Source organism: Sinorhizobium sp. CCBAU 05631 (assembly GCF_002288505.1).
Taxonomy (GTDB): domain Bacteria; phylum Pseudomonadota; class Alphaproteobacteria; order Rhizobiales; family Rhizobiaceae; genus Sinorhizobium; species Sinorhizobium fredii_C.
In genome coordinates this window covers 1,584,360-1,598,374 of sequence record NZ_CP023063.1, presented here as the reverse complement: position 1 = coordinate 1,598,374, position 14,015 = coordinate 1,584,360, and the positions used below count along the sequence as shown (strand labels likewise).

Here is a 14,015-nt window from a genome sequence, read left to right as displayed (position 1 = left end):
TGCGGACGGGAGGCATGTGATGGCTATTCGATGCTCCTGAGGTACACACCGAACTGGTGCTTCTGCCCTACGTTCTCGGCCGCAGCGTGCGAGTCACCGCCGAATGTCAAAGGAATCTGCTAAAGTCACATCCCCGAGATCGGGGGTGCATTTCGGCCTCCACCTGAACTGCGCGAGTCAACGGCACGTCGGCATTCCGAGGAGCTCGTAGTGGAAAACAAGGCATCGGCCATTGCCCTTGAGGCACACGAGCTCACCAAGATTTATAGGATGGGTGCGGTAGAAGTTCACGCCCTGCGCGGTGTGGACGTGGAGTTTCGTGAGGGCGAACTCGTGGTTCTGCTGGGGCCATCCGGCAGCGGCAAATCGACATTGCTCAATATACTGGGCGGGCTCGATACACCCACGCGGGGCACGGTCATGTTTCGCGGCCAGCCCCTCAGGATGGATAGTGAACGCGCCCTCAACCTCTACCGCCGAGATCATGTCGGCTTCGTTTTCCAATTCTACAATCTGATCCCCAGCTTGACTGCGCCCGAAAACGTCTCCCTCGTGACGGAGATCGCGAGAAATCCGATGTCACCCGTTGAAGCGCTTTCGATCGTCGGCCTCGGCGACAGGCTCGATCACTTCCCGGCGCAACTTTCCGGGGGCGAACAGCAGCGCGTCGCCATCGCCCGCGCCATCGCCAAGCGCCCCGATCTGCTTCTCTGCGACGAGCCAACGGGCGCACTGGACAGCAAGACGGGAATCCTCGTGCTCGAGGCAATCCTCAAGATCAATCGCGAGCTTGGCACCACCACGGCGCTCATCACCCACAATGCCGTCATTGCCGAGATCGCCAATCGCGTGCTCTACTTTGCCGATGGGCGCATCGTGGAAACGCGGCAGAACGCCGTTCAACGCGCCCCCGGCGAACTCGCCTGGTGAGCAAGAATGAGCAGTCTCGATCGAAAGCTGCTTCGTGAACTCTGGAGGCTGAAGGCCCAGGTTCTTGCCATCGCGCTGGTGATCGCGTCCGGCACCGCCCTACTCATCATGGCGCTGACGACGATCGAGGCGCTCGAGGAGACGACCGCCGCCTATTACGAGAGGACGCGCTTTGCTGATGTGTTTGCCCAGGCAAAGCGTGTGCCCGAACATCTTGGCCGCGACATCGCGGAAATTCCAGGTGTGCGCCTCGCCGAAACGCGCATCGTCGAAGGCGCTATTCTCGACATGCCGGGCTTTGCCGAGCCGGTCGTTGCCCAATTGCTGTCGCTGCCCGAACGGGGCCCTGAGCTACTGAACGCATTGGTAATCCGGAGCGGTCGCCTGGTTGATCCGACGCGCCCGGACGAGGTAGTCGTAAGCGAGCCTTTCGCGGAAGCCCATCGCTTGAAGCCCGGCGACACGTTCGAAGCAGTCTTGAGGGGCCGCAAACGCGCGTTGCACGTCGTCGGTACAGCCCTTAGCCCTGAATTCGTCTATGCGATCGCTCCCGGCGGATTGATGCCGGACGACGAGCGCTTCGGCATCCTGTGGATGGGCCATGATGCGCTGGCGGCCGCCTTCGACCTCAAAGCCTCCTTCAACAGCGTTAGCCTCAGCCTCCTGCCCGGCACAGACGAAAAGGACGTCATTCAGCGGCTCGACGGCCTCCTGGCTCCCTTCGGCGGCATCGGTGCCTATGGTCGCGCCGACCAGACCTCGAACTGGTTTCTGGAAAGCGAAATCGCCCAGCAGAAGAACATGTCCCGGATCATGCCGACGATCTTCCTGGCAGTCGCGGCGTTCCTGACCAACATGGTGATGGCACGGCTGATCGAGACGGAGCGCCGCGAGATCGGGCTTCTGAAGGCCTTTGGCTACGGCAATCTGGCGATCGGCTGGCATTACGCCAAGATGGTGCTCGTCATCGGCACGATTGGCGTCCTGATCGGATCGTTGCTCGGCGCCTGGCTCGGCCACTGGAACACGGAACTCTACACCAAGTTCTATCGCTTTCCGTTTCTCCTCTATCGTCCAGGGCCTGCCGGCTTCGTCATCGCCGGTGCGATCAGCCTCGGTGCGGCGCTTGCCGGCAGCCTCGCCACCGTGCGCCGCGCTGTCAGGCTTGCGCCTGCGGAAGCAATGCTCCCACCTTCCCCGCCGATCTATCGGCGTAGCTGGGCTTCTCGAACGGCTCTTGCCGGCGCGCTCGACGAACCGTCGCGCATGATCTTACGGCGCATCATCAGGTGGCCGGTCAGGGCTTTCCTCGCCAGCCTCGGTCTCGCAATGTCGATCGCCGTGCTGATCATGGCGCTGCAATGGGTGGACGCTATAGACTCCCTCGCCGAAACGGCTTTCGAGCGTGGGCAGCACCAGGATGCGACCGTTGCCTTCAACGACCTGCAGCCCGTAGACACAGTGACAGACTTCGAGAATCTTCCTGGCGTCCTGTCGGCGGAACCATATCGCCATGCATCGGCGCGCATCAGCCACGGGCATATCGTCGAGCGTCAGGGAATCATCGGCGTTCCGGCCGGCGCCGTCCTCAGTCCCGTCTTCGACGTCGAGCGCGGAAACGTTGAGGTTCCTCCGGGCGGGGTCATGATCTCGCGCAAGCTCGCCGAACTTCTGAATGCCAGGGCCGGTGACACCGTCACCGTCGAACTCTTGGAAGGCCGTCAGGCTCGATTGACCCTGCCGGTGGCGCAGATTTTCGAAACCTACCTCGGCACGCCTGCCTACATGGACATGGCCGCGCTCAATCGCATCGCCGGGGATGGCCGCGTCGTGAGTGGCCTGCATATTCGTGTGGATGCCCGCAGCCGCAGGAACCTGCTGGAGAAACTGAAGGATGTCCCGAACATCGCATCCGTTCTTTTCCGCCAGGCTGCAATGGACACCTTCTACAAGACCATGGGCGAAACGATCTTCATTTTCATCGGTTTCTTCGTCGCCTTCTCGGTGACCCTCTCTGTGGGCGTCACTTATAACTCGATCCGCATTGCGCTCTCCGAACGTGACCGCGAACTCGCGACACTGCGTGTCCTCGGCTTCAGCCGTTGGGAGATCTCTTACATTCTGCTCGGAGAAGCCGGCATTCTCACCTGGATTGCGATCCCGCTTGGTGCGGCGATCGGCTACGGCCTTGCGTGGTACATGACGAGTGCCTTCGAGACGGAACTCTACCGCGTGCCGCTCGTGCTGCGGGATGCGACCTACGGCAAGGCAGCCCTGATCGCGCTGACGGCCACACTGATCTGCGCCGCAATCGTGCGTCGGCGGCTCGATCGTCTTGATCTGATCGCCGTGCTGAAGACAAGGGAGTAGCCTGTGAGCGTCGCGAAGCGCAGATTGGCCATCTGGGGCAGCTTACTGATCCTGCTCGTGGTCGGCGTTGCCTATGCGCTGCGGCCGCAGCCTGTTCAGGTCGACCTTGCCGTTGCGGAGACCGGAATGTTGCGCGTGACGATCGATGAGGAGGGCGAGACGCGCGTGCGCGACGTCTACACGCTTCACGCGCCGTTGCGTGGTCAGTTGCAACGCATCACCGCCGAGCCAGGCGACGTCGTCAAGGCGGGGGAAACCTTGCTCGCGCAGATCGAGCCCGCTGCGCCCGCGTTTCTCGATGCGCGCACGGAGGCGGAGCTGCAGGCCGCGGTCGAGGCAGCTCGGGCCGCGCATAATCTCGCCGCCGCCGAACTCAACAAGGCCAAGGCCGACCTGAACTTTGCCGAGGGAGAACGCGCCCGCGCCCGCATGCTGATCGAGCGTAGGACAATCTCGCAACGCTCCCTGGAAGATGCGGAACGTGCCTATAGCGTCGCACAAGCCAACCTCGCTACGGCCGAAGCTGGTCTGAAAGTGCGCGAGCACGAGCTTCATCAAGCCCGGTCGCGGCTCTTGTCGCGCCAGGAGATCAGGAGTCGCAGCGGTGCGTGCGAATGCGTTGCCGTTACGGCACCGGTCAGCGGCGTCGTCCTGCAGGTCATGCGGCGCAGCGAAGGCGTCGTTGAGGCAGGAACGCCATTGCTCGACATCGGTGATCCTGCGGATCTGGAGATCGTCGCCAATCTCCTCTCGGAGGATGCTGTCCGGATCAAGCCAGGCCAGCAAGCGCTTGTCACCGGCTGGGGCGGAGAAGATCTCAAGGCAGTCGTGCAGCGCATCGAGCCCTTCGGTCAAACCAAGGTATCGGCACTCGGTATCGAGGAGCAGCGGGTCGATGTCGTACTGGATTTTGCCGGTCGACCGGAACGGTGGCGTTCGCTCGGGCACGGTTATCGCGTCGACGTGCGGGTCATCCTGTTCGAAGGCGAAGTCCTCAGGCTGCCGCTTGGCGCCCTGTTCCGGCAACGCGAAAATTGGGCCGTGTTCCTCGCCGCAGAGGGACGCGCACAACTGCGCCCCGTCGGCCTCGGTGAGAGGAACAGCCTCGCAGTCGAAATCCGAGAAGGGCTTTTGCCTGGAGATCGAGTCATTCTCTACCCGAGCGATCGGATCAAGGATGGGGTTGCTATCGTGGAGCGGTAGCCGCTGATGCTGCAGCGTCGGTTTCAATGGCTGTCTCAGCCGCGTGGTCCCGATCGCCGCGCAGCGTAAAGGCCATCACCTTCCGAGTTGCGGACTCTCTATTGATCGTGGTCGGTGAACCAGATCCAGACGAGCAGCAGACAAACGTCATGTGTATGCCGGATTTCACCGGCAATTGTTCCAAGTTTCAGCGACCATTCTGCCATTCCCTAGCTTCTGGCAAAGGCAACTTGCCGGATGTAAACGGCCCGATTGCCGCTATTGAACATCGATGCGGTATGCGGTTCCTGCGCGCAGGATGTCGATGGAAGCACCGCCTTCCGTGCCCTCCAGGACGCTTCCGATTTGATCGGCTGACACGGGCGGTTTGCCGTTGATGGCCGTCAGGTAGTCGCCGGTCCTCAGCCCGACCGAATAGGCGGCGCTACCCAGCGCAACATCGACGAGGACCGCTCCCGACGGCGCGCATGCGAGTGAGGCGCTCGCGGATGGAAACTCAACAACGACTGAGCCTTGGTCAGAGGCGCCGCGACCAGCGGCCGAATCCGAGAGCGTCACGTTCAGCTTCTGCGACGCTTCTCCCCGACGGATATCGAGTGTTATGCGGGCGTTCGCCGGAAGCAGACTGATGGCATTCCTGAAGGCTGACTCCGTCGGGTAGGCGCGGTCGTCCAGGGCCATGATCACATCTCCAAGTCGTACGCCGTGCCTCTCCGCCGGCGAGTTGCAGGAGAGTTCGTTCACAATAAGCCCTGGCGCCTCAGTGGCACTCCCGTCTTGCGCATCCGTTGCGGCCGTCACTGAAAGGCCGAGCCAGCCTCGCTTGAATTCTCCGTGGGCGATCAGTTCGCGGACGATCTGCGCCACGATATTAGACGGAATTGCAAAGCCGATGCCCGTACTCGTCTGATCCGGCGCGGCGATCCCCCGCGCAATGCCGATCAATTCGCCAGAGACATTGACGAGCGCTCCGCCGGAATTCCCCGGATTGATGGCCGCGTCGGTTTGGATGTAATCCTGGTATTCATCGGCACCCAGGCCCGAGCGGCCCAAGCCGCTGACGATGCCGAAGGTCGCCGTCTGCGTCAGCCCGAAAGGACTGCCTACCGCGGCCACAAAATCACCGACCTTTAGATCGGACGAATTTCCCCACTTGAGCGCAGCGAGTTTCGAGGCATTGATCTTGACTACCGCGAGGTCGGTCGGCGCATCCTCCCCTACCCTGTCCGCCTGGAAAACCCGTCCGTCCGCGAGCGTCACAGAAACATCATCGGCATCGGCAACCAGGTGCCGGCTGGTGACGATGTAGCCTCCCTCGCGATCGATGACCACGCCGGACCCTGTCGCGGTCGCACCTGTCTGAACGATGAATACCTCATCCGGAAGACCGAGGACTTTGCGTACATTCGGATCCTCGAGCAACTCGCTTCTGAAAATCCCGCTGCTGACGGTGCGGATGCTGACCACCGCAGGCTGCACCTGCTCCAGCATCGCGGACACGCCCGCGTCGATGTCTGTCGCTTCGGCGGCTTCTCTGAAGGGGTCGAATAGGACGGCTAAGACCAGCAGTCTCGAGATCTTGAGCATCGTCGCGCTCCATGGATTGACGCTGAGATCTCAGCCGGATTCGCCGCCCGTTGCATTGACGCGCATCAATTCGCGACATTCGTGCCGGCATGCGCGTGGTCGACGCGGATCAGGAGCATGAACTCATCAGCGCCAGCCCGACGCCAACACGTGCTCAGATGCTCTCGCCGTGATAGGCCCGCATTGGCATTTCATGGTTTTTCCTGTAGGGCACGGCGCAGCCGGCGGATCACGACTCCACGCGCCTTATCGTCCGCGGCCTTGGCCAATTCGTCCTGAAGGTCGAGGACGAGCTTCTGGAAATCATTGTGCCAATCCGTCCTTCCGGCCCGCAGCGGATCGATGCGTGGCGGAGCGACTGCTTCGGATATTTCGACTGCACCTTGCGAACGGAGACGGAATGCGCTGTCCAGTCGCGGACGGATCAGGCGATCTTCCGGTAGGAAGGTGGAGAGACGTTCCCGGAGCCCTTCAAGCGCCTCGTCCTCTCCGTGGACCAGAAAGACACCGGCGTTGATCGGCTGCCGCGCACGCAACCAGTCGGCAAGCTCCTCGCCATCGGCATGGCCGCTATAGATGTCCAGCTTCCTGATGTGAGCTCTGACGCTGATGTCGTCCCCCTGGATGCGCACGACCGAAGCACCCTCTTCGAGAAGGCGCCCGAGCGTGCCATTCGCCTGATACCCGACCAGCAGCACTGTCGCCTCGTCGCGCCAGAGCCAATTCTTCAAGCGATGCCGGATCCGCCCCGCTTCGCACATTCCACTCGCAGCGATGACGATATGGAAGCCCTTAACGAGGTCGACGGCCTTTGACTGCTCTGCCGTCTCCGTGAACCGAACGTTTCTCGACTCGATGGCCCTGACAAGAGCGTCGCCGTTTTCAAGCTCGCGCGCATGTCGGCGGAAAATCTCGCTGGCACGGGTCGCGAGGGGAGAGTCGATAATGATTGGACATCTGGCAACGGTGCCGACTTCCATCAGATGGACAAGATCGGTCAGCAGTTCCTGCGTGCGTTCCACCGCGAAAGAGGGGATGAGAAGTGCGCCCTTCGGATGCGTCGCGTTCAAGACCTCCGATCGCAGAATATTACGCCGGACGGAATCGTCGGCTTCCTCGCGCTCGACATTGCCATAGGTGCTCTCGCAGATGACATAGTCCCAGCCGCTAGGTGCTTTCGCATCAAACTGCAGGAGCTTGTGCCGCGGCCCGATATCGCCGGAAAACAGCAGGCGCAACGGCGACGGCCCGGTACCAATCTCCATCTCGACCGAGGCGGATCCGAGCAGGTGGCCGGCATTCCAGAATCGAAAACGGACTCCCTCCCCCGCGCCTTCCCAGGCTCCAAGACGCACCTGCCGAAACAGTTCGACCGCGACGGCGGCATCGCGGGCGGTATAGATGGGTGTCACGGTCTGACGGCCCCGGCGCAGATTGCGTCGATTGAGCTGATCGACTTCGCTCTCCTGAATATGAGCGGAGTCCGCCAGCATGACGGAGCAAAGGTCTGTCGTGGCGGGAGTCGCAAAGATCGGACCGTCGTAGCCAAGCCGGGAAAGCTTCGGCAGCAGGCCGGAATGATCGATATGCGCATGTGTGAGGATGACGGCATCGAGCTTCTTGGGATCAAAGGGAAAGGGACGGTAATTCAGTTCTTTCTCGGTCTTCGACCCCTGGAACATACCGCAGTCGACCAGGATCTTCGTGGCACCGAATTCGACGAGTTGGCAGGAACCCGTAACGGTCCCGGCTGCCCCATGAAAGCGGATGGTCGGTTCAATCGCCATGGTTCAAGGCCCTGATCTTAAGAACGGCAGATCTAAGCATGCACACTTGGGCAGACGGGCGACTTGATGCGGATCAAAGATGCTTTGATCCGGCCAGAACCTTCCAACTTCTAATGTTGGTCAACCGCCTTTCGGCTCGGTCGGACAATCCCTTGGTCGCTTTGTCGGGCCTTTGACGTTCGATTTCGCCATGCACCGAGTAGGCAGCCAAGTCATGCAGGGCTTTAGCTTCTTGCCGCCGATCTGCGTTTTGCGGACAGTCGCCCCGATCTGCGCTGAGGAGTGGACGCGACTTGCTTCAGGAAAACTTCTCCATTCACATGACCTGGCTCAATGTTGGTGACCGCAATGTGGGCGATGCTGAGGTGTTGCCGCATCGGAGGGCATACCATGCCGTTCACTGAGGAGGAGTTTTTTCAAGTATTCGCCGCCTATAATGCGGCGATCTCACCGCTGCCCGCGGTCGCTTACGTCCTCGGACTTACAGCGTTCGCTCTCCTATTCTGGCGGTCTCGGACCTCCACCGTACTGGTTATGGCGATCCTGGGCTGATGTTTCTTGTTAACGGCGTGGGCTACCATTGGTCATTCTTCACCAGCATCAATCCCGCTGCTCAAATCTTCGGCGCGGTGTTCGTCCTCCAAGCGCTGCTCCTGGCTGCCGCTCCATTTGTCTCACCGGGCTTTAGATTGGCGCCCTCGATTGATGTGCGCACGGTCGCCGGTCTCGCACTCGCCGCTTACGCGATCTTGATCTATCAGGTTCTCGGTTGGCTATTCGGCCACGTCTACCCGGCGGTGCCCCTGTTCGGGATCGCACCCTGCCCAACCACGATCTTCACGATCGGAATCCTGCTGCTAGGGCCTTGGCACGTCGCGCGATGGCTCCTCCTGATCCCTGTGATTTGGACAATTATCGGCGGCAGCGCGGCCCTTCTGCTCAACGTGCCGCAGGACTACGGCCTGCTGGCCGCATTTCTCGCGGTCCTCGCCTTCGGGGCGGCAAACTGGTTCCACGCGCGTATCGGGCGCCGCATGGTCAAAGCGAACTCGCGCTCGTAGCGCAAATCCAAGTGGTCGCCCCGGCTAGTCATTAAGGGTCTCTGTCTCGCGCATCGGTCTTCCGGTCCCCAATGGTCGCGACGAAAATGGCTTTGATCGTGTGCACCCGGTTTTCCGCCTGGTCGAACACAACGGAAGCTTTCGATTCAAAGATCGCGTCCGAGACTTCCATGCAGTCGGGCCCGAACTGCTTCGCGATGCAGGCGCCGGCCTTCGAGCTGTTATCGTGGAAGGCAGGCAAGCAATGCATGAACTTGCAATCTGGATTGTCAGTGGCTTCCATAACATTGGCCCTGACGCCGAAAGGCGCCAGCAGCCTGATGCGCTCGGCCCAACCCACCTCCTGCTCTCCCAGCCACGAAGCCGTGTAGACGAAATCGGCGCCCAACACTCCGGCGCCGACGTGTTCCAGGACCGTGAACTTGCCGCCGTTCTTGTGCGCTTCCGACGCCACTTCGTCGATGAAGGACGAAGCGGGCCAGAAGATCGGCGGCGAGACAATGCGGAAGTCCATGCCGAGCTTGGCCGCTCCGATGGCGAGTGACCCGGCAATAGCACAGCGGCCGTCGCCCAGAAATGCGGTCGTGACTTCCGGCAGCGCCTTGTCGGCCACTTCCTGCATCGTCAGCAAATCTGCCAATGCCTGTATTGGTAGGGATTCATCGGTAAAGCCATTGTAGACCGGCACGTGGGCATGTGCCGCCAGCTCCTTCAGGGTCCGAGCGTGGCCGCAATATTCGATAGCGTCGTAGATCCTGCCGATCACGCGGGCCGTGTCCTTGATCGATCCGCAACGCCCCGGATGGTTCGCGGGGAGCGTGAGACTGACGACGCGCGCGCCTTGATCATAGGCTGCAATTTCTGATCCGAGGAGAGTTCCGATCGAATCGTCCTCGCTGACAAGCGCGATGTTCTTGCCATTGAGCCGTGGGATTTCATTGCCACTTCGCTTGTCGGCCTTCAACTCGGCGGCGAGTTGCAACAGGAACCCGATCTCCCTTGAAGTGAATTCGTCGAGCGTCAGGACGCTGCGGCCCCGGAGACTGGTGGACATGGCATGCCCCGTCACTTTGAGTTGCGCAGAAACTGCGACCTTTGCGCAGCAGTGCGTTAGGAATTGAACGACAAATACGACGCGCCGGCTTTGATGAGCATCAATGACGGCCCAGCTCGTTTCCCGGAAAATGCCTCTCAATGCGACGATCGCAGGTTTGCGATAGTTGACGCGTGGCCGGCGGCGGGGCCTGTCCTTTAGTGGAGGCGACGGTTTTTCGCTGAGATGCGTTTCTGATGGAGAGCAACATGGCTGTTGCCTACGCCGTGGGTCCGATCAAACGGCATCAATTCGACAAAGCGTACCGGCTGGTCGACGCAGCCGGCTGTCACTTCGACTTGCAGGGATGGCGCGAATTCTGCGCAGCCACCGTCACCCGAGTGTGCTCACCAGAAGGAATAGTGACCGCAGAGAACCCGCTCGGTTATATCGCCGGGATCTGCATCATGCGCCCAGTGCAGAACGAAACATACGGCAGAATGCTCGACGTACCGGTCTTTATCATTACAAGCGCGGCGGACACGCGTGGCGTGGCCAACGCGCTTCTCGCATATTTCACAGTGGTCGCCCGCAAATACAATTGCGGGTTCATTCGCGTCGCTGCACTCGACCCAACAGACTGGCCAAGTTCCATCGCCACCTCGCCCCGAGAGGGCCGCGGCATCCTCATACCTGTTCAATAGTCCTGACTTAAGCTGAGACCCGATTTCGTCCGTGTGCCACTGCGAAACCGGGGGAGCTAGGAGCGATGGCGAGTCGCCCTCGCGCTAAAGACGTATCCAACACCTCTAACCGACTTGATGAGAGCGGGGCGGGTAGGATCACGTTCAATTTTGCGCCTTAGGCGACCAATCTGCGCGTCGATCGTGCGATCGAAAGCCTCAAGGTTTCGACCTCTCGTCAAATCCATCAACAATTCGCGTTGCAGCACGCGGCCCGCATGCTTCACAAGTACGCATAGCATGTCGAACTCACCGGTCGTCAGAGGGACTTCCCTTCCGTCGTCGTCCGCGACCAATTGGCGGCGATCAATGTCAAGGCGCAGTCCTTCGAAACAGTACACTTCCGCTGACGGCGTTTCGCGATCGCTCTGCGATTGCTGCGGCTGGCGGCGACGAAGGACGCCCCGGACGCGCGCCAATACCTCCCGCAGGTGGAAGGGCTTCGCAATGTAGTCGTCGGCACCCACCTCCAGCCCGACCACCCGGTCGACAACGTCATTGCGACCAGTCAACATTATCAAAGGAACATCCGAGCGCGCGCGTATGCCGCGTGCAAGTGCCAATCCATCCTCGCCAGGCAGTACAAGGTCGAGCAGAATGATGTCGATTGACTCTTTGTCGAGGCACTCGCGCATCTCGAGTCCGTCGCCGGCCAGGCTGACGCGGTATCCTTCCTCTTCGAAGTACCGCGCGAGCATCTGCCGGATTCTCGCGTCGTCATCGACCACGAGAATGTGCTCGGGCAAGGTCCGTGCGTTCGCCATTCATCAACTCCGAACCGCGCCGTTCCCTCCATGCGCCGTTACACTTTGTTACATTATCGCACCGATTTTTGCACGCGTGTCGTCATGAGATTACGGCCTGACCTCCAGACTCTTCCCATCACGAAAGGATGGAGGAGAGAGGTCATGAGCGTTCAAGTCGTAGCAATGCAGGATCGTCGCACTGCAGCGATATGCGGGCTGACAGTGCCAGTAACGGACCTATCTACCCTATTTCATCGGCAGCCAATGGAAAGGTTTGAGCCCGGTCGTGCGATCTTCTGGGAGGGCGATGAGGCCGCTGATGTCTTCGAGGTCGTGGATGGAATGCTGCGCGCATTGCGGCTGCTCGGCGACGGCCGGCGAATTATCGTAGGCTTCTTGCGTCCCGGAGATCTGCTCGGCGTGTCGCTTAAGGAGCGTTATCTCTACACGGTCGAGGCGATCTCCCCAGTGCAGCTTCACCGCTTCCCTCGCCGCCGTTTCGAAGACGAAGTGGCGCGGCATTCACACTTACAGCAGCAACTTTTCTCGAGGCTGCGTGACGAAATGACTGCCGCGCAAGATCAGGCCGTCCTTCTTTCCCGCCGGAGCGCTGAGGAAAAGCTTGCAAATTTCTTCCTGATGATGAGGCGGAGCGAGAACTCCAAGCATACTTCGGTGGTCGACCTGCCCATGACGCGACTCGACATCGCCGATTATCTCGGCATGACAATCGAGACGGTATCCCGCACTATAACAAAGTTTGCGACAAGCGGCGTCATCGCGGCACCGGAACGGCGCTCGATCACGGTGTTGAAGATGGAGACCCTTCGATCGCTCGCGGACGGTGACGAAAGGGAGCACTGGGTGCCCTCGCGTATAGCGCCCGCGCGCTATGCAGCCGCCAGTGCTTGAAGCCCGCCGAGCCGAATGGAGAGAGGAACCGCTATATGGTCACTCAGACCGACAGCGACATCACCAATCTTAGACGCGCTAAGGCCGATTTGGCGGCGCGCGAGGCACATCTTCGCTCGATCCTCGATACGGTTCCCGAAGCAATGGTGGTGATCGATGAAAGAGGCGTGATCTCCTCTTTCAGCGCAGCCGCAGAACGCCTGTTCGGATATGCTGAAAGCGAGATCGTTGGATCCAACGTCAAGATCTTGATGCCCTCTCCTCACCGAGAGGCGCATGACCGGTACTTGGATAACTATCTGCGCACCGGCGAACGGCGCATTATCGGAATTGGACGGGTCGTTGCGGGCCAACGAAAGGACGGCACAATATTTCCCATGGAGCTTTCGGTCGGAGAAGCGACGTCTGATGGTCGGCGCATATTCACCGGCTTTATTCGGGATCTGACCAGCCGCCAGCGCATTGAAGAGGAGCTCAGGCAAGCGCAGAAGATGGAAGCGGTCGGGCAACTCACCGGCGGCCTAGCGCATGATTTTAACAATCTGCTGACTGTGATTACCGGCAATCTGGAAATGATCGAAGCCCGGCTGCAAGACGAGAAGTTGAGGCCTCTCTTACAAGAAGCTCAGGCCGCAGCCGACGATGGGGCAAAGCTAACGGCCCAATTGCTGGCATTCGGGCGGCGGCAGCCGCTCAACCCGAAGCTCGTCGACGTTGGTGAACTCGTCACGAACTTTTCGAAGCTGCTCACCAGAACCCTGGGCGAGACCATAGAACTGTCCACCGTCGTAAACGGCAGCGCGAACCTCGCCTTGATCGACATCTCTCAGCTTCAGAACACTCTCCTGAACTTGGGGCTGAACGCACGCGACGCAATGCCGAACGGTGGCCACCTGACAATCGAGATTTCCACGACGGTTCTCGACCGCGATTACGCCCTGATGTACCCCGAAGTCCGAATGGGACACTACGTTCTGGTCGCCGTCACGGACACGGGCGTCGGGATGACCGAAGAGGTCAAGCGTCATGCCTTTGAGCCGTTTTACACAACGAAGGGCACTGGTGCGGGGACAGGCCTCGGTCTCAGCATGGTCTACGGCTTTGTAAAGCAATCCGGCGGACATATTCAGCTCTATAGTGAACCCGATCGAGGAACGAGCGTGCGGCTGTTCCTGCCAGCGGCACATGGAGAAAACCGCCTTGCCCAAGCTGGCGCAGGAGATGAAGCAGCCCTTGAGCCTATGCCGAGAGGTCATGAAACGATTCTCGTCGTGGAGGACGACGCACGGGTGCGCCGCGTCGTGGTCTCGCGACTGCGCGACGCTGGATATTCCGTCATCGAAGCAGAGGCCGGCACGCAGGCCCTTCAACTGCTTTCAGAACATCCAGAAATCTCCCTCGTCTTCACGGACATGATAATGCCGGGCGGAATGGATGGCGGCGAATTGGCCGAGCATGTTCGCGCACTCAGACCCGACGTAAAGATGCTGTTCACGTCGGGCTACGCCGAGCCGGGTGCGGCCGGCCGCGCTGCAGGAAGCTGGCTGCAAAAACCCTACACCGCCAGAGACTTGGCATTGCGGCTCCGAGACCTGCTGGATTGATGTGCCAGATGTCATGGCGACATAGCTGCACGGAATAGC

General features: G+C 60.5%; 11 protein-coding genes. 7 read left to right on the top strand and 4 right to left on the bottom strand.

The genetic code is table 11. From position 1 onward, the window contains the following. Positions 1-210 precede the first annotated feature (210 nt). Genes SS05631_RS07970 through SS05631_RS07960 form a run of 3 tightly spaced genes read left to right on the top strand, consistent with a single transcriptional unit; the run spans position 211 to position 4,503 of the window. The gene (locus tag SS05631_RS07970; protein ID WP_037397569.1) at positions 211-930 is read left to right on the top strand and encodes an ABC transporter ATP-binding protein; all 720 of its coding nucleotides are present in this window, start codon (positions 211-213) and stop codon (positions 928-930) included. Between the two features lie 6 nt (positions 931-936). Continuing rightward, positions 937-3,300: an FtsX-like permease family protein gene (locus tag SS05631_RS07965; protein ID WP_037397567.1), complete on the top strand. Its 2,364-nt coding sequence runs from the start codon at positions 937-939 to the stop codon at positions 3,298-3,300. Between the two features lie 3 nt (positions 3,301-3,303). Further along, on the top strand, positions 3,304-4,503 hold the full coding sequence (locus SS05631_RS07960; protein WP_037397564.1) for an HlyD family efflux transporter periplasmic adaptor subunit: 1,200 nt from the start codon (positions 3,304-3,306) through the stop codon (positions 4,501-4,503). Between the two features lie 258 nt (positions 4,504-4,761). Here SS05631_RS07960 and SS05631_RS07955 read toward each other — a convergent pair whose 3' ends face one another. Both SS05631_RS07955 and SS05631_RS07950 read right to left on the bottom strand, forming a co-directional pair. Further along, a complete protein-coding gene (locus SS05631_RS07955) occupies positions 4,762-6,090 on the bottom strand; it encodes a trypsin-like peptidase domain-containing protein (RefSeq protein ID WP_037397561.1) in 1,329 nt (442 codons plus the stop codon). A gap of 191 nt (positions 6,091-6,281) precedes the next feature. After that, positions 6,282-7,877: an MBL fold metallo-hydrolase gene (locus SS05631_RS07950; protein WP_037397558.1), complete on the bottom strand. Its 1,596-nt coding sequence runs from the start codon at positions 7,875-7,877 to the stop codon at positions 6,282-6,284. A gap of 551 nt (positions 7,878-8,428) precedes the next feature. Between SS05631_RS07950 and SS05631_RS07940 the strand changes: the two genes are divergently transcribed. After that, a complete protein-coding gene (locus SS05631_RS07940) occupies positions 8,429-8,938 on the top strand; it encodes a DUF6064 family protein (RefSeq protein WP_050988364.1) in 510 nt (169 codons plus the stop codon). A gap of 31 nt (positions 8,939-8,969) precedes the next feature. Here the strand turns inward: SS05631_RS07940 and SS05631_RS07935 are convergent, their stop codons facing one another. Beyond that, positions 8,970-9,992: an ornithine carbamoyltransferase gene (locus tag SS05631_RS07935; RefSeq protein ID WP_095677945.1), complete on the bottom strand. Its 1,023-nt coding sequence runs from the start codon at positions 9,990-9,992 to the stop codon at positions 8,970-8,972. Between the two features lie 236 nt (positions 9,993-10,228). Between SS05631_RS07935 and SS05631_RS07930 the strand changes: the two genes are divergently transcribed. Beyond that, a complete protein-coding gene (locus tag SS05631_RS07930) occupies positions 10,229-10,675 on the top strand; it encodes a hypothetical protein (protein ID WP_037397552.1) in 447 nt (148 codons plus the stop codon). 56 nt (positions 10,676-10,731) lie between these two features. Here the strand turns inward: SS05631_RS07930 and SS05631_RS07925 are convergent, their stop codons facing one another. Then, positions 10,732-11,478, bottom strand: coding sequence for a response regulator (locus SS05631_RS07925; RefSeq protein WP_037397550.1), 747 nt, complete (start codon positions 11,476-11,478; stop codon positions 10,732-10,734). Between the two features lie 144 nt (positions 11,479-11,622). Between SS05631_RS07925 and SS05631_RS07920 the strand changes: the two genes are divergently transcribed. Continuing rightward, positions 11,623-12,372: a helix-turn-helix domain-containing protein gene (locus SS05631_RS07920; protein WP_037397547.1), complete on the top strand. Its 750-nt coding sequence runs from the start codon at positions 11,623-11,625 to the stop codon at positions 12,370-12,372. A 35-nt stretch (positions 12,373-12,407) separates the two neighbouring features. Beyond that, a complete protein-coding gene (locus tag SS05631_RS07915; RefSeq protein ID WP_037397544.1) occupies positions 12,408-13,976 on the top strand; it encodes a PAS domain S-box protein in 1,569 nt (522 codons plus the stop codon). Positions 13,977-14,015: the final 39 nt, after the last annotated feature.

Bases quoted from the DNA above. Each gene is read 5' to 3' on its own strand.
- SS05631_RS07965 (WP_037397567.1), top strand. From the start codon at position 937: ATGAGCAGTCTCGATCGAAAGCTGCTTCGTGAACTCTGGAGGCTGAAG.
- SS05631_RS07955 (WP_037397561.1), bottom strand. From the start codon at position 6,090: ATGCTCAAGATCTCGAGACTGCTGGTCTTAGCCGTCCTATTCGACCCC.
- SS05631_RS07950 (WP_037397558.1), bottom strand. From the start codon at position 7,877: ATGGCGATTGAACCGACCATCCGCTTTCATGGGGCAGCCGGGACCGTT.
- SS05631_RS07940 (WP_050988364.1), top strand. From the start codon at position 8,429: ATGTTTCTTGTTAACGGCGTGGGCTACCATTGGTCATTCTTCACCAGC.
- SS05631_RS07935 (WP_095677945.1), bottom strand. From the start codon at position 9,992: ATGTCCACCAGTCTCCGGGGCCGCAGCGTCCTGACGCTCGACGAATTC.
- SS05631_RS07930 (WP_037397552.1), top strand. From the start codon at position 10,229: ATGGAGAGCAACATGGCTGTTGCCTACGCCGTGGGTCCGATCAAACGG.
- SS05631_RS07925 (WP_037397550.1), bottom strand. From the start codon at position 11,478: ATGGCGAACGCACGGACCTTGCCCGAGCACATTCTCGTGGTCGATGAC.
- SS05631_RS07920 (WP_037397547.1), top strand. From the start codon at position 11,623: ATGAGCGTTCAAGTCGTAGCAATGCAGGATCGTCGCACTGCAGCGATA.
- SS05631_RS07915 (WP_037397544.1), top strand. From the start codon at position 12,408: ATGGTCACTCAGACCGACAGCGACATCACCAATCTTAGACGCGCTAAG.